The sequence below is a fragment of the Streptomyces chlorus genome, from assembly GCF_042655885.1.
Lineage (GTDB): Bacteria > Actinomycetota > Actinomycetes > Streptomycetales > Streptomycetaceae > Streptomyces > Streptomyces chlorus.
The window spans coordinates 93,387-119,011 of the sequence record NZ_JBHSOA010000009.1 but is presented as its reverse complement, the minus strand read 5'-3'; the positions used below and the strand labels follow the sequence as shown (position 1 = coordinate 119,011).

The following is a 25,625-nucleotide window of genomic DNA, read 5'->3' as shown; positions in this document are numbered from 1 at the left end:
TCCGCCAACCGTAACGCCCCGGCTACTGGACCTCTTCGGGCAGCTCACCGACGCGGTTCTCCCACTTCGTGGAGAGCACGATGGTGGTACGGGTCCGGGAGACGCCCTTGGTGCCGGACAGCCGGCGGATGATCCGCTCCAGCCCGTCCACGTCGGCCGCCCGCACCTTGAGCATGAAGGAGTCCTCGCCGGCGATGAACCAGCAGTCCTCGATCTCCCTCAGGTCCTTCAGCCGCTGCGCCACGTCCTCGTGGTCGGCGGCGTCGGAGAGCGAGATGCCGATCAGGGCGGTCACCCCGAGGCCGAGCGAGGCGGCGTCCACGGTGGCGCGGTAGCCGGTGATGACACCGGCCGCCTCCAGCCGGTTGATCCGGTCGGTGACGCTGGGCCCCGACAGGCCGACGAGGCGCCCCAGCTCGGCGTAGGAGGCCCGGCCGTTCTCTCTCAGGGCCTGGATGAGCTGCCTGTCCACCGCGTCCATGCGATCGAAGCCTTCCGCTGAAGAGGTCTGCACGTGATTGAGAATCGGTGAGTGGTACGTCGGGGTGTACCGGGGGGTACTGGGGTGCACGGGGAGCGCACCGGGGATGCGGGTGCTGCTCAGGCGGTACGGGACGGTGATGATCCACCCCCGAGCTCGCCCTTCCAGCGGCGGTACAGCCGGTGCTCGACACCCGCCGCGTCGAGTACGCGGCCGGCGACGAAGTCCACCAGGTCCTGGATGTGCGTCGCGCCCGCGTAGAAGGCCGGCGAGGCGGGCACCACGGTCGCGCCCGCGTCGTCGAGGGAGACCAGGTGCCGCAGGGTCTGGCCGTTCAGCGGGGTCTCCCGTACGGCCACGACCAGTGTGCGCCCCTCCTTGAGGGTCACGCTCGCCGCCCGTTGCAGCAGGTCCTTGGACAGCCCGAGCGCCACCCCGGCCACGCAGGCCGTGGAGGCGGGCACGATCAGCATGCCCTTGCTCGGATACGAACCGGAGGAGGGGCCCGCGGCGAGGTCACCGGCGGCCCAGTGCCGTACGCCGTCGAGGTCCACGGTGAAGGTGTCCGGCTTGCCGTCCGCTCCACGGGACAGCCATTCCCGCAGGTCGTCGCGCCAGTGGGCGTCCCGGAAGGAGATGCCGGTCTCGTCCAGCAGGGTGAGCCGCGAGGCACGGCTGACGACGAGGTCGACGCTCTCCCCCGCCTGGAGGAGCGCACGGAGGACGGCTGCCGCATATGGCGTGCCGGAAGCGCCGGACACCCCCAGGATCCAAGGCGTTCGGGTCGTCTCCCCTGGCTTGAGATGGTTCACGAGACCGAGCCTATCCGGCATCGTGGGAGGGGAACCGGCCAAGGGGTCCGGTCCGTTTCCCAGGCGGACGGTCGATGCGCCGCGCGAGCGGACGATCGATCCGTTTCCGGGGGACGATCAAGGCGAGGGGGTTGCCGTGTCCAACACGGATGTGCGGTGGTCGGGGCGCGAGCGGGCGAAGACGGCGGCCGTGGTGATGACGGCCTGGGTGGCGCTGCTGTGGCTGCTGGAAGTGGCCGACGTGGCCTTCGGTCATGCCCTGGACGGCTTCGGCGTCGTGCCGCGCACGGCCTCGGAGCTGGTCGACGTCGTCCCCTCCGCCTTCATCCACTTCGGCTTCGCCCATGTCGCGGCGAACAGTGTGCCGCTGCTGGCGCTCGGTTTCCTCGCCGCCCTCGGCGGCCTGCGCCGGTTCGCCGCCGTGTGCGCGCTGATCATCGTCTGCGACGGTCTGGGGGTGTGGCTCATAGCCCCGGCGCACACCAACACGGCGGGCGCCTCCGGCCTGGTCTTCGGCCTCTTCGGCTTCCTGCTGTGCAGCGGCTTCGTGGAACGCCGGCCGATGGGCGTCGTCGTCGCCGTACTGGTCGGCGCGGTCTGGGGCGGCTCGATCCTCGCGGGCATCGCGCCCGGTCAGACCGGCGTGAGCTGGCAGGGCCACCTCATCGGCCTGCTGGCCGGCGTGGCGGCGGCCTTCCTGTTCCGGCGCAAACCCGAACACCGGGACGCGCTCACCGCGTGAGGCGAGTCCTGGTACGTGCGCCCTGCCCGGGCCGGCGGCTCCGAACGGTCATCCCCGCGTGTGCGGGGAGCAGGTGAGCGTGAACGGGTTCCTGGGCATAGCCCTCGGAACATCCCCGGATCAGGGAGCACGAGGGGAACCTACGGCCCGCCCACTCTCCCGCGGCCGGAAATCGAGCACGACCACTGAAAGGGCTACAAGGTGAGCCCCCGCACCAGGAGGTCGATCAGTGCGCAGACGAAGAGGCTGATGCCGATGAAGCCATTCGTCGAGAAGAACGCCCGGTTCAGGCGGGTCAGGTCGTTCGGGCGGACGATGGTGTGCTCGTAGACGAAGGCCGCCGCGACGATCACCAGGCCGAGCCAGAAGAACGCGCCGGCGCCGGTGAGGACCGCGAACCAGACGAACAGGGCCGTCGTCACGGCGTGGCAGGCGCGGGCGCCCCAGATGGCGGCGGGGATGCCGAAGCGGGCCGGGACCGACTTCACGCCGACCTCGCGGTCGGTCTCCACGTCCTGGCAGGCGTAGATGAGGTCGAAGCCGCCGATCCAGATGCCGACCGCGAGGCCGAGGACGACCGCGTCCCAGGACCAGGAACCGGTGACGGCCAGCCAGCCGCCGACCGGCCCCATGGCCTGGGCGAGCCCGAGGATGGCCTGCGGGAAGTTGGTGAACCGCTTGCCGTACGGATAGACCACCATGGGGATCACCGCGACCGGCGCGAGGGCCAGGCAGAGCGGGTTGAGCAGTGCCGCCGCGCCCAGGAACACCACCAGGGCGATGATCGCGCCGGTCCACGCGTGCCTGACCGACATCGCGCCGGTGACCAGCTCGCGGTGGGCGGTGCGCGGGTTACGGGCGTCGACCTCGCGGTCGATGATCCGGTTGGCGGCCATCGCGAAGGTGCGCAGGCCGACCATGGCGATCGTGACCAGGAGCAGCCGGCCCCAGTGGATGTTCTCGTCCCACTCGTACATCGCGGTGAGGGCGGCGATGTAGGCGAAGGGCAGCGCGAACACGGAGTGCTCGATCATCACCAGGCGCAGGAAGGCCTTCACCCGGCCGGCCGGCCTCGGTGCCGCGCCCGAGTCCATGATCCCGTCGGCGGTGGTCATCATGCGAGGCTCCCGAGGAACGTGTCGAGGTCGGCCAGGAGGCCGGCGACGGGCAGCGGACCCGTCTCCACGGTCAGCGGTGTCCCGGCGTCGTCGTCGGACGGGTCGTCGGGCGGGGTGACGTGCGCGGTGAAGACGTACGCGTACGTGCCCGCGTTCCCGCCCGTGCCGCCCGCGTCCCTGTCCTCGTCCTCGTCCGTCGTCGTGCCGGCCGGGCGGGCGTCCAGCCGCAGCAGCGCGCCGCCGTCGACCGTGAACGGCCCGCCCGTCGCGGCGGCGAGTTCGGCGCGCAGCCGCTCGGCGAAGTCGGCGGGTTCCGCGTCGCGCACCCCGGGCAGTTCGAAGCCGCCCCCCTCGCCGTCGTGCTCGATCAGGACCGCCCAGGTGTCACCGGGGCCCGCGAACTCCTCCGGCGTGACGCCCGCCTGCTCGGCGGCCTGCCGGACTCCGGGGTCGGCCGGGTCCAGCTCGGGGCGCACGAGGGCCACGTAGTCGGTGTCGGTGCCGATGAAGAGGGCCGGGCCGCCCACGGCGACGGGACTCACAGTCCGTACTCCTTCCAGCGGCGGTCGACCAGCGCGGCCGTGTCCGGGTCGGACTCGACCATGTCGGGCCAGCCGCCGTCGCGCGTGTACCCCTCCTCGGGCCACTTCTTCGTCGCGTCGATACCCGCCTTGCCGCCCCAGAACTGCTGGTAGGAGGAGTGGTCGAGGTGGTCGACCGGGCCTTCGACGATGCTGAGGTCGCGGGCGTAGTCGGTGTTGCCGAGGGCCCGCCAGGCGACTTCGTGCAGGTCGTGGACATCGCAGTCGGAGTCGACGACCACGATCAGCTTGGTCAGCGACATCATGTGGGCGCCCCAGACCGCGTGCATCACCTTCTGCGCGTGCTTGGGGTACTTCTTGTCGATCGAGAGGATCGCGCAGTTGTGGAAGCCGCCGGCCTCGGGGAGGTGGTAGTCCACGATGTCCGGAATGATGATCTTGAGGAGCGGGAGGAAGAAGCGCTCGGTGGCGCGGCCCAGCGGCCCGTCCTCGGTCGGCGGACGGCCGACGACGATCGACTGGAGCAGCGGACGCTTGCGCATGGTGACGCAGTCGATCGTCAGTGCGGGGAACGGTTCCTGCGGGGTGTAGAACCCGGTGTGGTCGCCGAACGGGCCCTCGGGGAGCATCTCGCCCGGCTCCAGCCAGCCCTCGATGACGACCTCGGCGTGCGCCGGGACCTGGAGCGGGACCGTCTTGCAGTCGACCATCTCGATCCGCTTGCCCTGCAGGAACCCGGCGAAGAGGTACTCATCGATGTCGCCGGGGAGCGGCGCGGTGGAGGCGTACGTCACGGCGGGCGGGCAGCCGAAGGCGATGGCGACCGGCAGTCGCTCACCGCGCCGGGCCGCCACCTGGTAGTGGTTCCGGCTGTCCTTGTGGATCTGCCAGTGCATGCCGATGGTGCGCTTGTCGTGGCGCTGGAGCCGGTACAGGCCGAGGTTGCGGATGCCCGTCTCGGGGTGCTTGGTGTGGGTGAGGCCCAGGTTGAAGAAGGAGCCGCCGTCCTTGGGCCAGGTGAACAGGGCGGGGAGCTGTTCGAGGTCCACGTCGTCACCCTGGAGGACGACCTCGTGCACCGGTGCGTCCTTCACCTTCTTCGGCGGTACGTGGGTCATCGAGCCGAGCTTGCCGAACGCCTCGCGCATGCCCACGAAGCCGTTCGGCAGCTCGGGCTTGAGCAGACCACCGATCTTCTCGCTGATCTCGGCGTACGACTTCAGGCCGAGCGCCTTCAGCAGACGGCGGTCGGTGCCGTACACGTTCATCGCGAGGGGCATGCTCGAACCGCGCACGTTCTCGAAGAGCAGCGCGGGGCCGCCGGCCTTCTGCACCCGGTCGACGATCTCACCGACCTCGAGGTACGGGTCGACCTCGGTCTTGACTCGTTTGAGGTCGCCCTCGCGGTCCAGAGCCCTCAGCAGGGAGCGAAGATCGTCGTAAGCCATGAGGCCAAGTATCCCCGAGCGGCTACCCTTGCCCTGTACCTGGGGGCTGTGGCTGAGCCGACGTCCCCGACGACCCCTTCTCTGGAGAGGCCCATGCTCCGGGTGCTGATGTTCCTCATCCCCCTCGCGCTGAGCGTCTACGCGTTCATCGACTGCATCAGCACGACGGACGAGGACATTCGCCACATGCCCAAGCCGCTGTGGGCGATCCTCGTGCTGCTGTTCCCGCTCGTCGGTTCGATCTCGTGGATCATCGCCGGCAAGAAGCGGCACCCCGTGGGCGCCGACGGCACCGTCGGCTCCGCCTGGAGCCGGGGCGGCAGCCGGCAGCAGTGGGTGGCCCCGGACGACAACCCCGACTTCCTGAAGTCGCTCGGCGAAGAGAAGAACGGACCCGGGGAGAAGAACACCGACCCGGACCCGGACCCGAGCAAGGACAAGGGCAAGGAACGGGACGAGAAGCCCGAGACCGACTGAGGGACGGGACGGAGGGCTGGTCCGGCCCGATCGATCACTTCACCAGCGGCAGGCCGGCCGCCTGGCCACTGCACCGCCGGCAGCCCGCTCGTCCCCCGTCCGACGGGCGGACCGCACGCCGGCAGGGGCGGGCCGGTCCGAACCCGTGAGGGCTGGGGTCACTCGCCTTCGAAGATCTCCTCCGTCTCCGACACGACGACCGCCCGGACGAGCCACGCTCGGAGGAGCTCCGTGTCACCGCATCCGGTGATCCGCCCGCGCACCTCGTCGGAGACCTCAAGCCCGCGCTGCTCGAGCACGAGCAGCACGTCTTCGGCTGCCCGCTGCACGTGCCCCTGCTCGAGCCCCTGTGCGCGCCCTTCGTCCCGGATTTCCTCGGAGATGGAGGACTTGTAGAAGGAGAGGTCCACGGCCACCAGATTCCTCCAGAGATGCTCGGCCGGGCCGTTGCCCAGCCCTTGTGCGGTGAATTCGACGAGGGGATCCGCGATGTCTTCGGGGGTGCCCCGCAGTGCTGTGGAAAGAGCCTTCAGTATCTCATTGACGGCCGTATCGCCGGCGTGTGTGATGGCCGCCAGGCTGGCCAGGACCAGGTCGGCACGGGCCTCCTCCGGGTCGGTGATCACCGGCATGTTGTGCGGGCCCGCGACCAGGGGCGTCAGGGTGAGCGTGGGCAGCTGCGGCGGCCCGCTGCACACCGGCTGCTGGGCCCAGCGGGCCGTGGCGTGGTCCTGGCAGACGACGAGGAGCGCCGTCGGCAGCCGGTACTTCGTCCACAGGTGGGCGGTGTAGTACGCCCAGTCGGCCGGTTTGTTCGGGACCTTCTTGCCCTGGGCCTCCACGGCCAGGAGGAACGCGCCCTGCTCCGCGGTCTCCAGCCGTCCGGCGCTGCGCATCGGGGAGGTGGCCGGGCTGCTGGGCGTACGGACGTCGGCGCTGCGGGTGTGGGAGGCCGCCGGGCTGCTGACGCCCCGGCGGGAACGCGGAACCGGGTACCGCCTGTTCGACCCCGCCGACGTCCGCGACGCCCGGCTCGTCCACACCCTGCGGAGCAGCCACTACCTGTTCGACCGGATCCGCCCGGTGCTGGACGGACTGCGGCGGGAGGGCAGCAGCGAGGCGCTGCGGATGGCCCTCGTCACGCGCGGCGAGGCGCTCACCGCACGCACGTGGACGATGCTGGAGGGCGCGGGGGCCCTCCACACCTACCTGGGGCTGGTCACTGCTGGGGGTTCTGCTGGGGGTTCTGCTGGGGGTTCTGTCGGGGATTGACTTCCGGCGCCCGGCCGGCCCGTCGCCGGCCGGGGAAAGCAAGCGGGTTCGGGGAGACTGGCCGCCATGGAGTCGATCGATGCGGAAACGGCCCGCGCCTGGCTCGCCACCGCCGTCGCGGAGGCCCGTGCCGGTCTCGCCGAGGGCGGTGTTCCCGTCGGCGCCGCGCTGTACGGAGCCGACGGGACCCTGCTCGGCCGGGGCCGCAACCGCCGTGTGCAGGACGGTGATCCGTCGGCGCACGCGGAGACGGCCGCCTTCCGGGCGGCGGGACGGCAGCGTTCGTACCGCGGGACGACGATGGTGACGACCCTGTCGCCGTGCTGGTACTGCTCCGGGCTGGTCCGGCAGTTCGGCATCCCGCGGATGGTGATCGGCGAGGCGGCCACCTTCCACGGCGGGCACGACTGGCTGGCCGAGCACGGCGTAGGCATCGTGCTGCTGGACGATCCCGAGTGCGCCGCGATGATGCGGGACTTCATCGCGCGGCGCCCCGAGGTGTGGAACGAGGACATCGGGAGATGACGAGGGCCGGTTCCCGTGCCCGGTGATCGGGCAGGGGAACCGGCCCTCGCAGGCGGTGCCTCGTTGTGCCGCTCAGAAGCCGATCGCGGTGAGGGCGCTCATGCCGACATCGGCGTAGGAGTGCTTGCCGGAGACGAAGATGTTCACGCCGTAGTAGTTGAACAGCCAGCAGCCGAAGGCGGCCAGGGCCAGGTAGGCGGCCTTGCGGCCCTTCCAGCCGGCGGTGGCGCGGGCGTGCAGGTAGCAGGCGTAGGCGACCCAGGTGATGAAGGACCAGGTCTCCTTGGGGTCCCAGCCCCAGTAGCGGCCCCAGGCGTCGCCGGCCCAGATGGCGCCCGCGATGATCGTGAACGTCCACAGCGGGAAGACGGCCGCGTTGACGCGGTAGGAGAACTTGTCGAGGGAGGCGGAGGCGGGCAGCCGTTCCAGGACCGAGGTGGCGAAGCTGCCGGGCTTGCCACCGCGCGCGAGCTTGCTCTCGTAGGAGTCCTTGAACAGGTACAGGATCGTGCCGACCGCGCCGACGTAGAAGACCGCGCCGCACAGGATCGCGGTGGAGACGTGGATGTACAGCCAGTACGAGTCGAGCGCGGGGACCAGCTGGTCGCTCTCGGTGTACAGGACGGTGACGGCCAGGCCGAGGTCGAGGAGGACCGTGGTGGTCAGGAACAGGCCGAGCCAGCGCACGTTCTTCTTCAGGGCCAGCAGCAGGAGGTACACGCCGACGGCGGTCGTGGTGAAGGTGATGTTGAACTCGTACATGTTGCCCCAGGGCGCCCGCTGCACGGACAGCGCCCGGGTGAGCACTCCGCCGAACTCGACCAGGAAGGCGAGCACGGTGAGGGAGACGGCGATCCGCCCGTAGAGGTCGCCCTGCGCGTCCCCGCCGTGTGCTCCCGGCCCGTCGGGCACGTCCCGCGCGCCGGCCGCGGCCCGTACGACGACCTTCGGCCGCTCGAGTACGGCGGTGCCGCCCGCCTGCTTCACGGTGACGGCGGGCGCCTTCTTCGCCGCCTCCTCGCGGGAGGTGAGCGCGGCGGCGGTGCGGGCGACCTTGCTGCGGCTGCCGAAGATCCATTCGGCGATGTACGCGAAGAAGGCCAGGGTGTAGACCGCCATCGCGGAGTAGATCAGAACGTTGCTGATCTCCGCGAGGTTCTCGTTCTTCGCGGCGGCCAGGCTCGTGGCGGCGACCAGGTCGGTTGCGGCGGCGAGAGTCACGGCTTCTCAGCCCCTTCGGCAGGTACGGCTCGAGGATCGGGGGATGCGGAGGAATCTGGCACGTCGGAGGAAGGCTCGGGGTCCTGGTCCGGGTCCGGGTCGGGCTCCGGGCCGGGCTCCGGGGCGCCCGGGGCCTGGTCGTAGAGGGTTCCGGCGAGGTCGCCGAGTTCCTCGGGCACGGTGGCGGACTCGCTGCGGCCGAGCCCGGCCATCTCGACGACGGTGACGCCGTCGGGGCCCTCGACCGCGCGCACCCACACCCGGCGCCGCTGGATGAACAGGGAGCCGGCCAGACCGGCGATGGCGACGAGGGCGCCGCCGAGGGCCCAGCCGCCGCCCGGCTCCTGGACCATCTGGAAGCCGGCCCATTCCATGACGTCCTTCTCGAAGGTGACCGAGCCCGCCCCGTCCGGGAGGGTCATGGTCTCGCCGGGCGTCAGCATCTTCTTGAACAGCTCGCCGTCGGAGTCCTTGAACTCCTTCATCTTGGTCTTGTCCATCTGGTACACGCTCTGCGGAATGCCGGAGTCGGCCTTCAGGTCGCCGTGGTAGGCGGACAGGGCGAGTACGGGATAGTCGAGGCCCGGGAACTGGGAGAGCATCGTGCCGCTCTGAGAGCCGCCGAAGGTGGGCACGAAGAAGGCGTTGAAGCCGAGCTGCTCCTTCTTGCCCTCGGCGTTGCGGTAGCCGTCGAGGACCTTGACCACACCGGACGAGGTGACGTTGGAGTCGAGCGGCAGCAGCGGCACGGCGTCCTTGAAGACGACCTTGCCGTCGCCGTCGCGAACGGTGACCACGGGCGCGTAGCCGTGGCTGACGAGGTAGATCTTGGAGTCGCCGATCACCAGCGGCTCGTTCACCTTGACGGTGGTCGTCCTCTCCTCGCCGTAGGCGCCCTCGGTGTAGACGAGCTCGGTCTCGTAGGTGCGCGGCGTTCCCTTGTTGGGGCCGCTGCGCTCGTAGGTGCCGGTGAAGGACTTCACGTCGAAGCTGAACGGCTCCAGGTCGGCGACGTCGAAGAGGTTGCCGGACTTGAAGTCGTCGTACTGCGTGAGCGTGTTGGCGAAGCCGTTGCCCTCGACGATCAGCTTGTTGCCCTCGGACTTGAACAACTGGCCCCAGGCGAAGGCGATCAGCATCACGATCAGGGCGAGGTGGAAGGCGAGGTTGCCCGCCTCGCGCAGATAGCCCTTCTCGGCGGCGACGGCGTCACCGGCGAGGTGGGCGCGGAAGCGGCGCTTGCGCAGCAGGGCGAGCGCGGCCTCGCGGACCTGCTCGGGATCGGTCTCGGTGCGCCAGGTGGTGTACGCGGGCAGCCGGGTCAGGCGTTTGGGGGCGCCCGGCGGGCGTCCGCGCAGCTGGCCCACGAACTGCAGGGTGCGGGGCGCGATGCAGCCGATGAGGGAGATGAACAGCAGGATGTAGATCGCCGAGAACCACACCGAGCTGTAGACGTTGAACAGGCCGAGCTGGTCGTAGAGCGGCGCGAGGAACTCGTGCTGCTCGCGGAAGCCGGCGACCCGGGTCTCGTCGACACCGGTCTGCGGGATCAGCGAGCCGGGGATCGCGGCGAGCGACAGCAGCAGGAGCAGCAGCAGCGCGACCCGCATGGAGGTGAGCTGCCGCCAGAACCAGCGGGCCCAGCCGAGGACGCCCAGGGCGGGCAGGTTCGGCAGGTCCTCCTTGGGCGCGGTGGACAGCTGGGAGCCGGCCTCGCCCAGATCCTGGTCCTGCTCCCGGGCGGCGGCGTCGGCCGCGTCGCCCTCGGATCCCGCCGGGGTGTGTCCCGGCCCGGTTTCGGATGTCGTGCTCATCGCCGTCAGATCCCCACAGTGAAGCCGTTGGACCAGGTCTGCATCTCCACCACGAGGCTGTCCCACACGCCGGTGAGCAGCAGCACTCCGGTCACGATCATCATCGTGCCGCCGATCCGCATGACCCAGACGTAGTGCCGCTTGACCCAGCCGAAGGCACCGAGGGCCTTGCGGAAGGCCACGGCCGCGAGGACGAAGGGCAGACCCAGCCCCAGACAGTACGCGACCGTCAGTACGGCCCCGCGTCCGGCGCTCTCCTGCTGTGCGGAAAGCGTCAGTACGGAGGCGAGGGTGGGGCCGATGCAGGGCGTCCAGCCGATGCCGAAGAGGGCGCCGAGGACGGGCGCGCCGGCCAGTCCGGCCGCCGGACGCTTGTGGAAGCGGAACTCGCGCTGGGTCAGCCAGGGCATCATCCCCATGAAGAAGACGCCCATGAGGATCATGAAGACGCCGAGCACCTTGGTGAGGATGCCCGACTGTTCCTGCAGCGTCTGCCCGAAGTAGCCGAAGAAGGCCCCGCCGGAGACGAACACGACGGTGAAGCCGAGGACGAAGAGCGAGGCACCGGCGATCATCCGGCCGCGCCGGGCCTCGGCCAGGTCGGTGCCGGACACGCCGGTGACGTAGGAGAGGTAGCCGGGGACCAGCGGCAGGACGCAGGGCGAGAAGAAGGAGATGAGCCCGCCGAGCAGGGCGATGGGCAGTGCCACCAGCAGGGCGCCGTTGAGCACCGTGCCGTTGTAGGCCGGGTCGGCGGCGAGGTGTCCCGTCCCGGCGGAGAGGGCGCCTGCCTCGGCCGCGAGGGTGGTGAGGACGGTCACGTCACTTCTCCGCGAGGACCGGCTCGAGCATCTTCAGCAGCCGTTCCTCGCTGAGCGCGGTGAGCGAGCGGGCGGCGATCTTCCCGTCCCGGTCCAGGATCAGGGTGGAGGGGATCGCCTGCGGGTGGAGGGTGCCCTTCTCGAAGCGGAGCATCAGCTTGCCCGTGGGGTCGTACAGGCTCGGGTAGGTGATGCCGAAGTCCTTCTCGAAGGCGAGCGCCGAGCCGGTGCTGCTGTCGCGGGTGTTGATGCCGACGAACTGCACGTCCTGGTCGGCGTAGTCCTCGGACACCTTGGCGAAGTACTTGGCCTCCGCGCGGCACGGGTTGCACCAGGAGCCCCACATGTTGAGGACGACGACCTTGCCCTGGAAGTCGGCGACGTCGAGGTGTTCGCCCTCGAGCGTCTTGCCGGACAGCTCGGGCGCGGCGGCGCGCTCGCCCTTGGCGGCGGTGGAGATGCCGTCGGTGCCGGTGACGAAGTTGGTGTTGCCGCCCCCGCCGGACGTTCCACCGGAACCGCACGCGGTGAGCAGCAGTGCGGCCACCGCGGCGCCGGCGGTCAGGGCGGCACGGCGGCGGGCGCGGGCGCGCGGGGCGCGCTCGCGGGTGTCACGGACGCCGGTGGCGCGGTTCGAGCGCTGGGGGGCGCGGCTGGCGGCACTCATGTGAAAAGTTTCGCATGTCCGTTCCGTGGATCTTGGGCACCCCCCTCGCGGGTGGAAACCCGCATATCAGGCGCCGCTCGTGGCGCCCACCCCCGCGCCCGTCCCGGCCCCTGTCCCGGCGGTGTCGCCGGAGCCGCCCGTACCGCCGGAGCCGCCCAGGAAGCCCTTCCAGCCACCGGCCGGTTCCTGCCCGACCCCCAGCGTGCGCAACTGCTCCAGCACCTCGGGCTTCTGCACGTCCAGCCAGTCGGTGAACTGTCGGAAGGAGACCATGCGGACGTCGCCGCCCTTCTCCTTCTCCCGTGCGATGTACTTGAGGGCGTCCTCGACGGCGTCCATGTAGATGCCGCCGTTCCACTGTTCGAAGTGGTTGCCGACGAAGAAAGGTGCCCGGTTCGTCTCGTACGCCCGCTTGAAGCCCGATATGAGCGCCTGGGTGGCCTGTTCCCGCCAGGCGGGGTGGTGGCGCGCGGGCGCGTTGGTGGAGTTGACGGACTGGTTGGCGAGGATGTTGTAGTCCATCGACAGGACCTCGAAGGACCGTCCGGGGAACGGTATCTGCTGCAGGGGCAGGTCCCATATGCCCTGGCGCTTGGACGGCCAGACCTGAAGGCCGCCGGGCGAGGAGGCGTCGTAGCGCCAGCCCAGGTCGCGGGCGGTGGTCAGCAGGTTGTCCTGGCCGAGCAGACAGGGCGCACGGCCGCCGACGAGTTCCTTGTCGTAGTCGAACGGCAGCGACGGCAGGTCCGTCCAGCCGGAGTTGGTCCGCCACTCCTTCACGAACGACTTCGCCTGGTCTATCTCGCTGCGCCACTGCTGCGGCGTCCAGTTGCCGACGCTGCCGGAACCGGCGCAGAAGTGGCCGTTGAAGTGGGTGCCGATCTCGTGGCCCTCGAGCCAGGCGCGGCGGACGTTCTTCAGCGTGTCCTTGATGTGGTCGTCGGTGAGGTAGCCGATGTCGGAGGCACCGCGCGGGTTGTTCGGCGGGTCGTACAGCCGCTTCTTCGACTCGGGCAGCAGATAGACGCCGGAGAGGAAGAACGTCATGTGCGCGTCGTGTTCCTCGGCGAGGTCCAGGAAGCGCGGGAAGAGCCCGTTGCCGACCTCGCCGGCCCCGTCCCAGGAGAAGACGACGAACTGCGGCGGGGCCTGACCCGGCTCCAGCGGCACCGGCCGGGAGGGCTGGTGGGGCTGCTTGCCGGTGAAGGCGGTGGAGCCGTCGCCGATCGGCCGGGCGGTCTTCGTCGGCTTGGGTTTCCCCGGGCGGTCGCCGCCCTTGGGCCCGCCGGTACTCCCCGAGCCCCTGCTCCCCGAGCCCGTGTCGCCGCCGCAGCCGGCCAACGAGACGGCCGCGGCGGCCCCTGCGCCGAGTCCGAGCATTCCCCTGCGGGTGAGCGCACGCATGACATCCCCGATCGTCACGTCCTCTGATGTTCACTCCTTCAGAGGACACGACGGGAACAAAAGTTCCCTACCCCGTGCGAAGGTTCCGCAACGAACGTCACGAGGGTGTCCCGGGCCGTCAGGTGCGCGGCCCACTCGGGTGGGCCGCGCACCTGACACCGGGACAGGGCGGGCTACGCCCCGAAGGCCTTGCCCTGCGGGGCACCGCCCTTGCCCTTCACCGGCTTGGCGCCGGCGAGGAGATGGGCGGGGACGAGATCGCGGGCCGGCTCGCTGTAGCCGACGGAAACGATTTTGTCGCCCAGGTAGGTGAAGGTGGTCAGCGAGGCGAGGGTGCACTGCCGCTTGCGCGGGTCGTGCCACAGCCGCCGCTTCTCGACGTAGGACCGCACGATCCAGATCGGCAACTGATGGCTGACCAGCACCGCCTCGTGACCGCGCGCCGCGTCCCTGGCCGCGTCGAGCGCGCCCATCATGCGGACGACCTGCTCGACGTACGGCTCGCCCCAGGACGGCTTGAACGGGTTGACGAGGTGCTTCCAGTTCTCGGGCCGGCGCAGCGCGCCGTCGCCGACGCCGAAGGTCTTGCCCTGGAAGACGTTCTCGGCCTCGAGGAGCCGGTCGTCGGTGGCGATGTCCAGGCCGTGGGCCTTGGCGATCGGCTGGGCCGTTTCCTGAGCCCGCTCCAGCGGGGAGGCGCCGACGTGGACGATGTCGCGGGAGGCGAGGTGCTCGCCGACCCGGTCGGCCATCCGCCGGCCCAGTTCGGAGAGCTGGTAACCGGGGAGCCGGCCGTAGAGGACACCCTCCGGGTTGTGGACCTCGCCGTGCCGCATGAGGTGGACGACGGTGAGGTCCCCGTCCCCCGTGCCCGTGCCGTTGCCCGTGCCGTTGTCCGTGCCGTCGCTCATGCCGTCGCCTCCGCTGCCGCTCGGGCCGCCGCGGGGAGGGCGTCGGCGATCCGCTGGACGGCCCGGTCGTCGTGCGCGGTGGACACGAACCAGGACTCGAAGGACGAGGGCGGCAGGTAGACACCGTTCTCGAGGAGGGAGTGGAAGAAGGCGGTGAAGCGGAACGACTCCTGCGCCTTGGCGTCCTCGTAGTTCTTCACCGGCCGGTCGGTGAAGAAGACGGAGAACATGTTGGAGGCGTTCTGCAGCGTGTGCGCGACGCCCTCCTTGGTGAGCGCCTCGGTGACGAGGGAGCGGATCCGCTCCGAGACGGCGTCGACCTTCGCGTACGCGGCGTCGTCGAGCAGCCGCAGCTGGGCGAGCCCGGCGGCGGTGGCGACGGGGTTCCCGGAGAGGGTGCCGGCCTGGTAGACGGGCCCGGCGGGGGCGAGGTGGGCCATGACGTCGGCCCGCCCACCGAAGGCCGCGGCCGGGAAGCCGCCGCCCATCACCTTGCCGAAGGTCATCAGGTCGGGCCGTACGCCGTCGACGCCGAACCATCCGGCGCGGCTGGTACGGAACCCGGTCATGACCTCGTCGGAGATGTACAGCGCGCCGTTCGCGGCGCAGGCGTCCTTGAGCCCCTGGTTGAACCCGGGCAGCGGCGGTACGACGCCCATGTTGCCCGGGGACGCCTCGGTGATCACGCAGGCGATCTCACCGGGGTGCGCGGCGAAGGCGGCACGCACGGCGTCGAGGTCGTTGTAGGGCAGGACGATCGTGTCGCCGGCCTGGGCGCCGGTGACACCGGGGGTGTCCGGCAGGGCGAAGGTGGCGACGCCCGATCCGGCGGCGGCGAGCAGCGCGTCGACGTGGCCGTGGTAGCACCCGGCGAACTTGATCACCTTGGCGCGCCGCGTGAAGCCGCGGGCGAGCCGGATGGCGGACATGGTGGCCTCGGTGCCGCTGGACACGAGCCGGACCTGCTCCAGCGGCTCGATCCGGGCGACCATCTCCTCGGCGAGCGTGACCTCGCCCTCACCGGGCGTTCCGAAGGAGGTACCGCGCGCGACGGCGTCCTGCACGGCGGCGATCACCTCGGGGTGCGCGTGCCCGAGGATCATCGGCCCCCAGGAGCAGACGAGGTCGACGTACTCCCGCCCGTCGGCGTCGGTCAGGTACGGGCCGGTGCCGGACACCATGAACCGGGGCGTGCCGCCGACGGCCCGGAAGGCACGCACCGGCGAATTCACGCCACCGGGAGTGACGGCCGCGGCACGATCGAACAGCGCCTGCGAGGCTTGGGCTTCGTACGGGTAGGGCAGTTCGCTCATGACCTGCGACTTCTCCGGCATCTCCGACATCTCGGACTCGGGCTGCGAGTGACCTGTTCAGGGTAGGCCAGACGCGGGCGGGGAACCGGAGGCCGGCGTCTGCCGGGGCTCGGGGCGGGGCCGACGGCTCTCGCCCGAAGCCCTCGGCGGGACCGAGTGAGTAATCCGGCCCCACCTGCCCGTACCACCCATTCGTACAACCATTTCGTACGCCTGTTTCGTACGGTCCGCCCCGCGCGGCCGTTCACGGACGCGGGTATTCGGCCCCCCACAAGGGCATCCGGTCCCGAATCGCCCGTGATCTGCGAAACTGACGTCGGAGTGCACACAGCTCACCCGGTCCCGGGCGGCCGGGCGCTGAGAAGGACCCGCGGGCAGATGCAGCACCGCACGTTTCGGCGGGCGGCCGTGGGGGAGGTCACTGACACGATGATCGGGTTGCGCGGCGGGGCCACGCGGCCTAGAAAAGCAGTCGGGTGGAGATATGCATCGCGGTGGCGGACTGGGCGAGGGGACTGACGACCTCGGTCCTCGACGTTCCCGGCGGGGAAGGCACCGGCGCGAGGCGGAAGAGGTGGACGAGGCCCGTCGGGCACACGGTGCTCCGGGCGGGGCCGAGTCGATCGACCCGTCGAGTGCGGGGAGCAGGAATGGTGGTCGAGTGGGGGTGACCTACAAGTACTTCGGCGCGCCGGACGGCGCCACCGCCGCCCGTGTCCCGATCTCGATGCGCCCCGAGGAGCTCGGCGGCGACGAGCTCGGCATGGGCGGCATGTTCACCAAGATCAAGCCGGAGACGATGGCCGCCATGGTCCTCACCGGCATAGAAGGCGTCCCCCTGCACAAGGTGCCGCCGCTGGAGCTGGTCGTCCTGCACCCCGACTACGCGGTCGTGAAGCTCCCGATGACAGCCGTCGACCCCCTCCGCGACATAGGCGAGGAGACAGTGGGCGCGGCCGCCTTCATCTGGTCCACGGTCCCCGACCGCGGCGGCCCCCGCGACGCGTTCAACGTCTACCAGCTGCTGCACGAGTGGCAGGACTTCAGCCACCGCCTGCACGAGGCGGGGCACCAGCCGTATTGCCTGGTGTGGCCCTGACCTGGGGTTTCGTGGTGTGCGGGCGGGGCTTTCGAGTCCCGCCCTCGTCATGTTCCCGGAGGGGTCGTCAGGCGGTCGGCAAGGGATAAGGGCCGGACACCGCGGCGAAGTCGGCGGTAGTGAGGCCGCCGAGGTGTGAGCGCGTCGGTCATGGATGGTCAGCAGCAGCCACCGGCTGCGGCGGCCTCCTTCGCCGACGCGGAGCCGGCGCAGCAGGCGCTCTGTGGTGGTGATGCCGGCGCTGGGGCGTCGGCCTTCACGACGTACACCTCCCAGCGTTCGCTGCCGGGGCCCTGGACCCAGACCTTGTCCTGGAGGGCGTGGCAGCAGGTGGTGTCGTTCTCCTCCCGGGTGGCGAGGCCCGCGTCGGCGAGACGGGCGGTGGCGGCATGGACCTCGTCGGTGGTGGCTACCTCGACGCCGAGGTGGTCCATGCGGGTGTCCTCGTCCGGCTCGCCCTGGAAGAGGACGAGCTTGAGCGGGGGCTCGGCGATGGCGAAGTTGGCGTAGCCGTCGCGGAGTTTGGCGGGCTCGGTGTCGAACAGCCTGCTGTAGAAGGTGATCGCCGCCTGGAGATCGGGGACGCGGAGGGCGAGTTGCACGCGGGACATGACGTACCTCCTCCTGGGTGGGTGGACAGGGGTTCGGGTCAGCCGCAGCAGCCGCCTGCCGGGGTCTCCTCAGCAGCCGTGCCTACTGCCGCAAGCGTGCCGAGCTGGACGAGCTGCGGCTCGGGCGCCGGGGCGCAGCAGCCACCGCCGTCGGCCTGCTGGGTGTCGGGGGCGTCGAAGAGGCCGGCGCCGCCGCAGACTCCGGTCTCGGGGAGGGTGAGTTCGACGCGGTCGGCGGCCTCGAGGTCGCCGGCGATCGCGGCGGCGACGGAGCGGACCTGCTCATAGCCGGTCATGGCGAGGAAGGTCGGGGCGCGGCCGTAGGACTTCATGCCGACGAGGTAGACGCCCTGTTCGGGGTGGGACAGCTCGCGGTGGCCGTGCGGGTAGACGGTGCCGCAGGAGTGCTGGTTGGGGTCGATCAGCGGGGCGAGTGTCACCGGGGCCTGGAGCCGCTCGTCCAGGCCGAGCCGCAGCTCGGACAGGAAGGACAGCTCGGGGCGGAAACCGGTCAGCACGATCACTTCGTCCACCGGCTCCAACCGCCGGCCGTCCTCCGCCACGAGAACGAGACGCCCGTAGCCGTCCCGCTCGACCGCCTCGGTACGGAAGCCGGTGACCGCGTCGGCGTGCCCGGCCTCGACGGCCGCCTTGGCCGCCAGGCCGAGCGCGCCGCGGGCCGGCAGCTCGTCGGCCTCGCCGCCGCCGAAGGTGGAGCCGGAAATGCCCCGGCGCAGGACCCACAGGGCCTTCGTGCCGGCGCCCTCATCGGTCTCGGCGAGGGTCGCCAGGTGGGCCAGCGCGGTGAAGGCCGAGGCACCGGAGCCGATCACGGCAGTGCGCCTGCCCGCGTACCGGGCGCGGACGGCGGGGTCCTCCAGGTCGGGGACGCGGTAGGTGATCCGGTCGGCCGCCGCCTTCTCGCCGAGCGCCGGCAGACCGCTGCCGCCGGCCGGAGACGGGGAGGTCCAGGTACCGGAGGCGTCGATCACCGCGCGGGCGAAGATCCGCTCCTCACGGCCGTCGGCGTAGGCAACGTGCACGACGAAGGGCTGAGCCGCGCGGTCGGCGTCGACGATCCGGTCACGGCCGGCCCGGGAGACCCCGGTGACCGTGGCGCCCAGGCGTACGCGGTCGCCGAGAACGCCGGCGAGTGGCTGCAGGTACTGCTCCGCCCAGTCCCCGCCGGACGGGTACGTCGCCGGGTCGGGGCGGATCCAGCCGGTCGGGGCGAGGAGCTTCTCGGCGACGGGGTCGACCACTTCGCCCCAGGCGGAGAACAGGCGCACGTGCGACCAGTCGCGCACCGCCGCTGCGGCGGCCGTGCCGGCCTCCAGGACCAGCGGTTCGATGCCGCGGCCGGTCAGGTGGGCGGCGGCGGCCAGACCGGCGGGTCCTGCTCCGATCACGACGACGGGCAGCTCGGTGGTGGCGGGCGCGGTCACGGCGACTCCTTGCGTGTTTCGATATCTGTCGATGGCCTGCGCGACCCAGCATGACACTTGCATTGATGAGCGTCAACATAGATAGTCGTCGAATCCAGGGGGATTGCTGATGGAGCACGTCGACGTCGTCGTGATTGGCGGTGGCCAGTCCGGACTCGCCACCACCCACGCCCTGCTGCGCCACGGGCTTCGGCCGGTGGTGCTGGAGGCGTCCGGCCGGGTGGCCGGGTCGTGGCCGCGCTACTACGACAGCCTCACCCTGTTCTCGCCCGCCCGGTACAGCTCGCTTCCCGGGATGCCGTTCCCCGGCGCCGATCCGGACCGCTACCCGCACCGCGACGAGGTCGTCGACTACCTCACCGCGTACGCCGACCGCCTGGACGCCGACATCCGCACCGGCCACCGAGTCGCCGCGGTCCGCCGCACCGGCAGCACCTTCGAGGTGGAACTGGAGGGCGGCAGCCCGCTGTCCGCGCAGGCCGTCGTGGCGGCCTCGGGGTCGTTCGGGCACCCGCACCGGCCGGCGCTGCCGGGCCTGGAGGAGTTCACCGGCCAGGTGCTGCACGCCGCCGACTACCGCAGGCCGGTCCTATTTACCGGCCGCCGGGTGGTTGTGGTCGGGACGGGCAACTCGGCGGTTCAGATCGCCGCCGAGCTCGCCGGGACCGCCCGCGTCACGCTCGCCACCCGGGGGCCGGTGAAGTTCGCGGCACAGCACCTCCTCGGCCGCGATCTGCACTTCTGGCTGACGCGCACCGGCCTGGACATCGCCCCGCTCGGCCGGCTCCTTCCTCGCCCGCCGGCTCAGCCGGTTCTCGACGACGGCCGCTACCGGACGACCCCGGCCGCCGGACGGCCGGAGCGCCAGCCGCTGTTCACCGGCGCCGACGGAGCCAGGCTCGTCTGGCCGAACGGGGTGCGGGAAGAGGTCGACGCGCTCGTGCTCGCCACCGGCTACCGCCCTGACCTGCCCTACCTTGCCCGCCTCGACGGCGCCCTCAACGAATCGGGCAACCCGCGGCACCGCGAGGGGCTCGCGGTCGGGGCGCCAGGGCTGGCGTTCGTCGGGCTGGAGTGGCAGCGCAGCCTGTCGTCGAACTCCCTGCGCGGCGTCGGCCGGGACGCGGCCCGCATCGCCCGTCGCCTGGCCGCCCCTCTCGCGCGCTCCTGACGACCCTCGCCACCTGGTTCGACATGTGTCAACATAGACGCATGTCGAACGCGAAGGTGCTGCCGCTGCTCGAGCCCGCCGACGGCCAGGACGTGGTGCCGTGCTGCCCACCGCTGACCGAGCGGCCGATGACCGCCGACGAGGCCGAGACGGCCGCGCGGATGTTCAAGGCGCTCGGCGACCCGGTGCGCCTGCGGCTGTTCTCCGCCGTGGCCTCCCATGAGGACGGCGAGGCGTGCGTGTGCGACATCTCCGACGTCGGCGTGTCCCAGCCGACGGTCTCCCACCACCTGAAGAAGCTCAAGGAAGCCGGGCTGCTCACCTCCGAGCGGCGCGGCACCTGGGTCTACTACCGGGTCGAGCCGTCCGTGCTGGCCGCGATGGGCAAGCTGCTGGCCATGCCGGCTGCGGTCTGAGAACCAGGGGAAGCCGTGGCGAGCGGGGCGTTAAGTTCGTGGTCGTGCCGCTCGTGGGGAGCATGTCGAGGAAGGTGCTGGGAATCCACCAGGCGGGAACCGAAAAGGGCATGGCCGCCTTCAAGCCGTGAGTGAGAACGACGAAGGACCCCGGCGTCGGGCGCCGGGGTCCTTACGGTTTTGTGGGGCTGGGGTCAGTGGCTGGTGAGTTCGCCGGTGAGCCTGCCGTGGAGGTCCGCGCTCGGGTCGTTCAGGCCGACGATCTCCACGCTCTTGCCGCGCTGGGCGTACTTGGTCTCGATGACGTCCAGGGCGGCCACCGAGGAGGCGTCCCACACGTGGGCGGCAGACAGGTCGATGACGACCTTGTCCGGGTCGGTGGCGTAGTTGAACTGGCCGACGAGGTCGTTGGAGGAGGCGAAGAACAGCTCGCCGGTCACGGAGTAGACCACGCTGGTGCCGTCGGGGTCGGTGACCGCGGTGACGTTGGCGAGGTGGGCGACGCGCTTGGCGAAGATGACCATCGCGGTGACGGAGCCGACGACCACGCCGATGGCGAGGTTGTCGGTGGCGACCACGCAGATCACGGTGATGGCCATGACGGCGATCTCACCCGCCGGCATCCGCTTGAGGGTCTTGGGTGCGATGGAGTGCCAGTCGAACGTCGCGAACGACACCATCACCATGACGGCGACCAGGGCGGCCATCGGGATGTCGGAGACGACCGGGCCGAAGGCGATGCACAGCACCATCAGGAATACGCCCGCCAGGAAGGTGGACAGCCGGGTGCGGGCACCGGACACCTTCACGTTGATCATCGTCTGGCCGATCATGGCGCAGCCGCCCATGCCGCCGAAGAACCCGGTGACGACGTTGGCGATGCCCTGGCCGATGGACTCGCGGGTCTTGGAGGAGTGGGTGTCGGTGATGTCGTCGACCAGCTTCGCCGTCATCAGCGACTCCATCAGACCCACCAGCGCCATCGCGAACGCGTAGGGGGCGATCGTCGTCAGGGTGTCCATCGTGAAGGGCACGTCGGGCAGGCCCGGGACCGGCAACGAGGACGGCAGGGCGCCCTTGTCGCCCACGGTCGGCACGGCGATCCCGGCCGCGACCGTGATGACGGTGAGGATGACGATGGAGACCAGCGGGGCCGGGATCACCTTGGTGACCTTCGGGAAGAACACCATCAGTGCCAGGCCGCCGATGATCAGCGGGTACACGGCCCACGGGACATCGTGCATCTCGGGGACCTGGGCCATGAAGATCAGGATCGCCAGCGCGTTGACGAAGCCGACCATCACCGAACGCGGCACGAACCGCATCAGCTTCGCGACGCCGAGCGCACCGAGCGCGACCTGGATGACACCGGCCAGGATGACGGCGGCGATCAGGTAGCCGAGGCCGTGCTCGCGGTTCAGTGGTGCGATCACGAGCGCGATGGCGCCGGTGGCGGCGGAGATCATCGCGCGGCGGCCGCCGACGATCGAGATGACCACGGCCATGGTGAAGGAGGTGAACAGGCCGACCGCCGGGTCGACCCCGGCGATGATCGAGAACGAGATCGCCTCCGGGATCAGGGCCAGGGCGACAACCAGGCCGGCCAGGATCTCGGTGCGCCAGACCTTCGGGTTGTTCAGCCAGTCGGGGCGCAGTGCGCGCAGCCGCGCGGCAGGGGACACAGCGGAAGAAGACAAGGAGAGGCGTACCTGTCGTGCTCGGGCACACCCCACTGGCAGGCCGGGGCGTGCGGGGAAGGACGCGGGAGACTGAGCGGCGCCCCGCGGACGGCCTGCGGGAAGCGGGCCGGGAAGTCGAAGAGGGACGAAGCCGGGAGCCGGCGCGGTGACGCGGCTGAGCGGCTCACACCCGGGGGCGAAGGGTCACGGCGGGCAGGCGGCGGTCGGCGTCATGGGCTCGCGCACGCTCTCTCCTGCAAGAATCGGGTCTTCGCCGGGGGCGCCATCGGCCCCGGAACGGCAGTAGTGGGGCAGCCGGGCCGCCCTCACCGTCACGAACTCTACCCTAACGTTAGAGTAGAGTCGGTAGGTCGCACGGCACGCGGCCCGCCACTACGAGAAGGGCCAGGGCCACGGGCGTGGACGACAAGCACATGCAGATCGGCGAAGTCGCCGCACGGACCGAACTGTCCCTGCGCACCATCCGCCACTACGAGGAGACCGGCCTGGTCGTCCCCTCCGCCCGCTCCCAGGGTGGCTTTCGCCTCTACACCGAGACCGACGTGCAGCGGCTCATGGTCATCCGCCGCATGAAGCCGCTCGGCTTCACCCTGGACCAGATGCGCGATCTGCTCGACGCCACCGACCGCCTGGACAGCGACGACACACTCGACGACGACGAGCGGGAAGCCCTGCTGGACAGGGTGCGCGGATACGAGCGGGCCGCCACCGAACAGGTCGAAAAACTGCGCGTCCAGCTGCGCCGCGCGGAGGACTTCGCCGCCACCCTCCGAGGACGCCTGCCGGAGGCAGCTCCCTCCGTCGGGTCCTGACGTCCGGCCCGAGGCTCAAGGCGTCCTCACGTCCCGAACCTGCGCGGCATCAGGGGCGGTGGGCCCCGCAGCACTCTTCGACAGGCGCGGTCGCGGACGCCCCGGTGCCGGCGAACGCCTGCCGCAGGGCCTCGATGCTCGGCGCCCCGCCGGACCGGCCTTCCTTGTCCCGGTACAGGCGGCAGGACACGCTCGCCGGAGTACCGGCCACGGCGAAGAGGTCGACGCCGTCCACCAGGACCGTGGGCGAGCCGGTCATCTGCCACCGGGCCGCCTCCCCCTCCTCACTCACCTCGATCAGCTCTACCTGGGCCTGCTTCCCGTCCAGGGCTGCGGTGATCCGTTCGCGGACGAGCGGGGCGTTGGGGCAGTCCGGCACGGTCAGCACGGTGATCCTCATGAGACCGACCGTAGACCTTCCAGTGCACTGGAAGGTCAAGCCGTACGCTGAGGACATGCGCATCGGGGAGCTCGCCGCCGAGACGGGGCTGACCACGAAGACGATCCGCTTCTATGAGCAGGCCGGCCTGCTGCCTGAGCCCCCGCGTACCCCCGGCGGCTACCGCGACTATCCGACCCACACCGTCGCCCGGCTCTCGTTCGTCCACGATGCCCAGGCCGCCGGGCTCACACTCGCCGAGATCCGTTCCGTCCTTGCCCTGCGGGACAGTGGCCAGGCGCCGTGCGCCCAGGTCGGCGTGCTCATCGACGAGCACTTGGCGGAGATCGACCGGCGCCTGGCCGAGCTCCGCCAGGCTCGCACGGCCTTGCGTGAGCTGGCCCGCCGAGCCGCCGTGACCGACCCGGACACCTGCTCGGCCGGCGACATCTGCACGATCCTCGCCCGGCCCTGACGCACGGTGCGCGGCGTCACCTGCTCAGCAGCTGCGCGATGTCCCGGGCGGCGTCGCGCGCGGGGCGGCCCACACCGATCAGGGTGGCGGAGGCCGGGCCGGTCCAGTCGCCGTACCCCAGCAGATGCAGGCGCGGCTCGGCGACGGCACGGGTGCCGGAGGTCGGGATGTGGCCGCGCGGCCCCCGCAGGTTCAGCGGTGCGAGGTGGGCCAGGGCCGGGCGGAAGCCGGTGCACCAGATGACCGCGTCCGCCTCGGCGCGGCTGCCGTCGGCCCCCTGGATGCCAGTGACGGTGAGCCGGCTGAACATCGGCTGGGCTCGCAGGAGTCCGGCGTCGCGGGCGGCGCGGACGGGCGGCACGGCGACGATGTCGCCGAGTGAGGCGACTCCGCCGGTGTCGCTGCGGCCGTCGTCGAGGGCACGGATGAGGGTCCCCCTGCTCGAGCGACGTCGAGAGTTTGGGGGAGGGCGGTGGCGACGTCGAACAGGATGCGGCCGTCGATGTCGTCGGGCAGGAAGCGGGGCGGACGCTGGGTCGCCCACGTCACCGTCACGTCGCCTGCCAGGGCGAGGTCGGCGGCGATCTGGGCGCCGGAGTTGCCGCCGCCGACCACCACGACATGCTGTCCGGCGAAGTCGGCCGGGCGGCGGTAGTTCACCGTGTGCAGCTGCCGCCCGGTGAAGATGTCACGGCCGGGGACGGCGGGAACGAAAGGCCGCGACCAGGTGCCGGTCGCGCTGACCACCGCCCGGGCCCGCCAGGTGCTCGGGTCGGCCTCGACCAGGAGCCGGTCGCCGTCGCGGCGTACGGCGCCCACGCTGGTGCCGTGCTGGACGGGCAAGTCGTAGCGCTCCTCGTAGTCGGCGAGGTAGTCCACCACGTGCCCGGCATCCGGGTAGGTCTCGCCGGGCTGGGTGGGCATGAGTCGCCCGGGCAGGGAGGAGTGGTCGGCCGGGGAGAACAGGTGCAGCGAGTCCCCCATGTGCTGCCAGGCCCCGCCCGGCGCGGGATCGGCGTCGAGGATGGTGAAGTCGATGCCCTGGCGGCGCAGGTGGTAGCCGGCGGCGAGCCCGGCCTGGCCGCCGCCGATCACCACCACCTGGGACGTACGCGTCACTCGGCGGCTTTCCGGCCGGGCATGAAGATGACGCCCACCAGCGCGAGCCCGACCACGGCGCCGACGAGCTGCATGCCGATGAAGCCCACGACCGAACCGGGGGCGATGCCGGCGAAGGTGTCGGTGAAGGCGCGGCCGATGGTCACCGCCGGGTTGGCGAAGGACGTGGACGAGGTGAACCAGTACGCGGCACCGATGTACGAGGCGACCGCGACGGGCGCAAACCGAAGCCGGTCGGTACGGGCCAGACCGAAGATCAGCAGGATCAGACCGGCCGTGGCGACGACCTCACCGAGCAGCAGGTGCCCGGCGGACCGGTCGTGAGTGGACCACTCCACCAGCGGTTCGCCGAACATCGCATCGGCCAGGATCGCGCCCGCGACGGCCCCGACGATCTGGGCCGGGACATAGGCGGCTGCTTCGCGGAGCGATACGCCCGCGCCGCCGCGGCGGGTGGTCCACAACTCGGCCAGGGTGACGACGGGGTTGAAGTGCGCGCCGGAGACCGGGCCGAGCAGGGTGATCAGGACGCCGAGGCCGAAGACGGTGGCCGTGGAGTTGGCCAGCAGCTGCAGGCCGACGTCCTTGGTCAGTTCGGTGGCCTGGATGCCGGAGCCGACCACCACCGCCACCAGGGCCGCGGCGCCGATCAGTTCGGCCGTGGCCTTGGCGATCAGCGGAGGAGTCCGGGGCGGGGTGACCCCCGGGGCGGGCTGCGGCTCAGCGGCGACTATGGCGGACTGGCCGGCTCTGTCGTGCTCAGTGGCCTCGGTGGCGGTCAACAGGACTCCTCGGTGCATGCGGGATGGCGACGGACCGCGGCGACGGAC

General features: G+C 70.9%; 25 protein-coding genes and 3 pseudogenes. 9 read left to right on the top strand and 19 right to left on the bottom strand.

The genetic code is table 11. The features are described 5' to 3' along the window. Positions 1–22: 22 nt before the first annotated feature. Both ACFPZI_RS04895 and ACFPZI_RS04890 read right to left on the bottom strand, forming a co-directional pair. The gene (locus tag ACFPZI_RS04895; RefSeq protein WP_381359486.1) at positions 23–481 is read right to left on the bottom strand and encodes an Lrp/AsnC family transcriptional regulator; all 459 of its coding nucleotides are present in this window, start codon (positions 479–481) and stop codon (positions 23–25) included. Between the two features lie 119 nt (positions 482–600). Then, entirely contained in the window at positions 601–1,293 is a 693-nt protein-coding gene (locus ACFPZI_RS04890) for a UbiX family flavin prenyltransferase (protein WP_381358663.1), read from the bottom strand. A 196-nt stretch (positions 1,294–1,489) separates the two neighbouring features. Between ACFPZI_RS04890 and ACFPZI_RS04885 the strand changes: the two genes are divergently transcribed. Further along, entirely contained in the window at positions 1,490–2,035 is a 546-nt protein-coding gene (locus tag ACFPZI_RS04885) for a rhomboid family intramembrane serine protease (RefSeq protein ID WP_381359483.1), read from the top strand. Positions 2,036–2,229: 194 nt separating this feature from the next. On the opposite strand, the gene mqnP is transcribed toward ACFPZI_RS04885, so the two are convergent. From mqnP to ACFPZI_RS04870, 3 genes are read right to left on the bottom strand one after another with little or no spacing between them, the layout of a single operon-like run. Then, entirely contained in the window at positions 2,230–3,153 is a 924-nt protein-coding gene (gene mqnP, locus ACFPZI_RS04880) for a menaquinone biosynthesis prenyltransferase MqnP (RefSeq protein WP_381358661.1), read from the bottom strand. Then, positions 3,150–3,695 (bottom strand): hypothetical protein, encoded by a 546-nt coding sequence (locus ACFPZI_RS04875; RefSeq protein WP_381358658.1) that lies wholly within the window; start codon positions 3,693–3,695, stop codon positions 3,150–3,152. The genes mqnP and ACFPZI_RS04875 overlap by 4 nt, the downstream gene beginning before the upstream one ends. After that, the gene (locus ACFPZI_RS04870) at positions 3,692–5,143 is read right to left on the bottom strand and encodes a menaquinone biosynthesis decarboxylase (protein WP_381358656.1); all 1,452 of its coding nucleotides are present in this window, start codon (positions 5,141–5,143) and stop codon (positions 3,692–3,694) included. Before ACFPZI_RS04870 ends, ACFPZI_RS04875 begins: the two co-directional genes overlap by 4 nt. Positions 5,144–5,236: 93 nt before the next feature. Between ACFPZI_RS04870 and ACFPZI_RS04865 the strand changes: the two genes are divergently transcribed. Continuing rightward, positions 5,237–5,620: a PLD nuclease N-terminal domain-containing protein gene (locus tag ACFPZI_RS04865; protein ID WP_381358653.1), complete on the top strand. Its 384-nt coding sequence runs from the start codon at positions 5,237–5,239 to the stop codon at positions 5,618–5,620. A 158-nt stretch (positions 5,621–5,778) separates the two neighbouring features. On the opposite strand, the pseudogene ACFPZI_RS04860 reads toward ACFPZI_RS04865, so the two are convergent. Further along, a pseudogene (locus ACFPZI_RS04860) lies at positions 5,779–6,543 on the bottom strand (RpnC/YadD family protein); the annotation flags it as partial. Between ACFPZI_RS04860 and ACFPZI_RS04855 the strand changes: the two are divergent. Continuing rightward, positions 6,506–6,892: pseudogene (locus ACFPZI_RS04855) on the top strand (MerR family transcriptional regulator); the annotation flags it as partial. The pseudogenes ACFPZI_RS04860 and ACFPZI_RS04855 sit on opposite strands and share 38 nt — an antisense overlap. A gap of 66 nt (positions 6,893–6,958) precedes the next feature. Continuing rightward, the gene (locus tag ACFPZI_RS04850; RefSeq protein WP_381358651.1) at positions 6,959–7,417 is read left to right on the top strand and encodes a nucleoside deaminase; all 459 of its coding nucleotides are present in this window, start codon (positions 6,959–6,961) and stop codon (positions 7,415–7,417) included. A 72-nt stretch (positions 7,418–7,489) separates the two neighbouring features. On the opposite strand, the gene ccsB is transcribed toward ACFPZI_RS04850, so the two are convergent. The 7 genes from ccsB to hemL all read right to left on the bottom strand — a co-directional run bounded on the left by ccsB (position 7,490) and on the right by hemL (position 15,568). Then, a complete protein-coding gene (ccsB, locus tag ACFPZI_RS04845; RefSeq protein ID WP_381358648.1) occupies positions 7,490–8,638 on the bottom strand; it encodes a c-type cytochrome biogenesis protein CcsB in 1,149 nt (382 codons plus the stop codon). Further along, a complete protein-coding gene (gene resB, locus ACFPZI_RS04840; RefSeq protein WP_381358646.1) occupies positions 8,635–10,452 on the bottom strand; it encodes a cytochrome c biogenesis protein ResB in 1,818 nt (605 codons plus the stop codon). The genes ccsB and resB overlap by 4 nt, the downstream gene beginning before the upstream one ends. A 5-nt stretch (positions 10,453–10,457) precedes the next feature. Beyond that, positions 10,458–11,273, bottom strand: coding sequence for a cytochrome c biogenesis CcdA family protein (locus ACFPZI_RS04835; protein ID WP_381358643.1), 816 nt, complete (start codon positions 11,271–11,273; stop codon positions 10,458–10,460). A gap of 1 nt (position 11,274) precedes the next feature. Beyond that, a complete protein-coding gene (locus ACFPZI_RS04830; protein ID WP_381358642.1) occupies positions 11,275–11,940 on the bottom strand; it encodes a TlpA family protein disulfide reductase in 666 nt (221 codons plus the stop codon). A 66-nt stretch (positions 11,941–12,006) separates the two neighbouring features. Continuing rightward, the gene (locus tag ACFPZI_RS04825) at positions 12,007–13,320 is read right to left on the bottom strand and encodes a polysaccharide deacetylase family protein (protein WP_381359481.1); all 1,314 of its coding nucleotides are present in this window, start codon (positions 13,318–13,320) and stop codon (positions 12,007–12,009) included. A gap of 197 nt (positions 13,321–13,517) precedes the next feature. Further along, positions 13,518–14,255: a histidine phosphatase family protein gene (locus tag ACFPZI_RS04820; protein ID WP_381358639.1), complete on the bottom strand. Its 738-nt coding sequence runs from the start codon at positions 14,253–14,255 to the stop codon at positions 13,518–13,520. Beyond that, positions 14,252–15,568, bottom strand: coding sequence for a glutamate-1-semialdehyde 2,1-aminomutase (gene hemL / locus ACFPZI_RS04815; protein WP_381359478.1), 1,317 nt, complete (start codon positions 15,566–15,568; stop codon positions 14,252–14,254). Before hemL ends, ACFPZI_RS04820 begins: the two co-directional genes overlap by 4 nt. Before the next feature lie 484 nt (positions 15,569–16,052). On the opposite strand from hemL, the gene ACFPZI_RS04810 reads away from it, so the two are divergent. Then, positions 16,053–16,667 (top strand): hypothetical protein, encoded by a 615-nt coding sequence (locus ACFPZI_RS04810; RefSeq protein ID WP_381358637.1) that lies wholly within the window; start codon positions 16,053–16,055, stop codon positions 16,665–16,667. Positions 16,668–16,825: 158 nt separating this feature from the next. On the opposite strand, the gene ACFPZI_RS04805 is transcribed toward ACFPZI_RS04810, so the two are convergent. Further along, positions 16,826–17,278 (bottom strand): ArsI/CadI family heavy metal resistance metalloenzyme, encoded by a 453-nt coding sequence (locus ACFPZI_RS04805; protein WP_381358635.1) that lies wholly within the window; start codon positions 17,276–17,278, stop codon positions 16,826–16,828. Between the two features lie 38 nt (positions 17,279–17,316). Next, positions 17,317–18,723, bottom strand: coding sequence for an FAD-dependent oxidoreductase (locus ACFPZI_RS04800; protein WP_381358632.1), 1,407 nt, complete (start codon positions 18,721–18,723; stop codon positions 17,317–17,319). A 109-nt stretch (positions 18,724–18,832) separates the two neighbouring features. Here ACFPZI_RS04800 and ACFPZI_RS04795 point away from each other — a divergent pair, with 109 nt between their 5' ends. Both ACFPZI_RS04795 and ACFPZI_RS04790 read left to right on the top strand, forming a co-directional pair. Continuing rightward, positions 18,833–19,894 carry a flavin-containing monooxygenase gene (locus ACFPZI_RS04795; protein ID WP_381358630.1) on the top strand — a complete coding sequence of 354 codons (1,062 nt, stop codon included), beginning with the start codon at positions 18,833–18,835 and terminating at the stop codon, positions 19,892–19,894. A 41-nt stretch (positions 19,895–19,935) separates the two neighbouring features. Next, entirely contained in the window at positions 19,936–20,310 is a 375-nt protein-coding gene (locus tag ACFPZI_RS04790; protein ID WP_381358628.1) for an ArsR/SmtB family transcription factor, read from the top strand. Positions 20,311–20,504: 194 nt separating this feature from the next. Here ACFPZI_RS04790 and ACFPZI_RS04785 read toward each other — a convergent pair whose 3' ends face one another. Continuing rightward, the gene (locus ACFPZI_RS04785) at positions 20,505–21,992 is read right to left on the bottom strand and encodes a SulP family inorganic anion transporter (protein WP_381358627.1); all 1,488 of its coding nucleotides are present in this window, start codon (positions 21,990–21,992) and stop codon (positions 20,505–20,507) included. Positions 21,993–22,408: 416 nt separating this feature from the next. Here ACFPZI_RS04785 and ACFPZI_RS04780 point away from each other — a divergent pair, with 416 nt between their 5' ends. Next, complete coding sequence (locus ACFPZI_RS04780) at positions 22,409–22,822, top strand: MerR family transcriptional regulator (protein WP_381358624.1); 414 nt, start codon at positions 22,409–22,411, stop codon at positions 22,820–22,822. Positions 22,823–22,871: 49 nt separating this feature from the next. On the opposite strand, the gene ACFPZI_RS04775 is transcribed toward ACFPZI_RS04780, so the two are convergent. After that, positions 22,872–23,222, bottom strand: coding sequence for an alkylmercury lyase (locus tag ACFPZI_RS04775; protein WP_381358621.1), 351 nt, complete (start codon positions 23,220–23,222; stop codon positions 22,872–22,874). A 55-nt stretch (positions 23,223–23,277) separates the two neighbouring features. Here ACFPZI_RS04775 and ACFPZI_RS04770 point away from each other — a divergent pair, with 55 nt between their 5' ends. Further along, entirely contained in the window at positions 23,278–23,676 is a 399-nt protein-coding gene (locus ACFPZI_RS04770) for a heavy metal-responsive transcriptional regulator (protein ID WP_381358619.1), read from the top strand. A gap of 16 nt (positions 23,677–23,692) precedes the next feature. Here ACFPZI_RS04770 and ACFPZI_RS04765 read toward each other — a convergent pair. Both ACFPZI_RS04765 and ACFPZI_RS04760 read right to left on the bottom strand, forming a co-directional pair. After that, positions 23,693–24,795, bottom strand: a pseudogene (locus ACFPZI_RS04765) (ArsO family NAD(P)H-dependent flavin-containing monooxygenase). Then, a complete protein-coding gene (locus ACFPZI_RS04760; RefSeq protein ID WP_381358616.1) occupies positions 24,792–25,577 on the bottom strand; it encodes an aquaporin in 786 nt (261 codons plus the stop codon). Before ACFPZI_RS04760 ends, ACFPZI_RS04765 begins: the two are co-directional and overlap by 4 nt. Between the last annotated feature and the right edge of the window lie 48 nt (positions 25,578–25,625).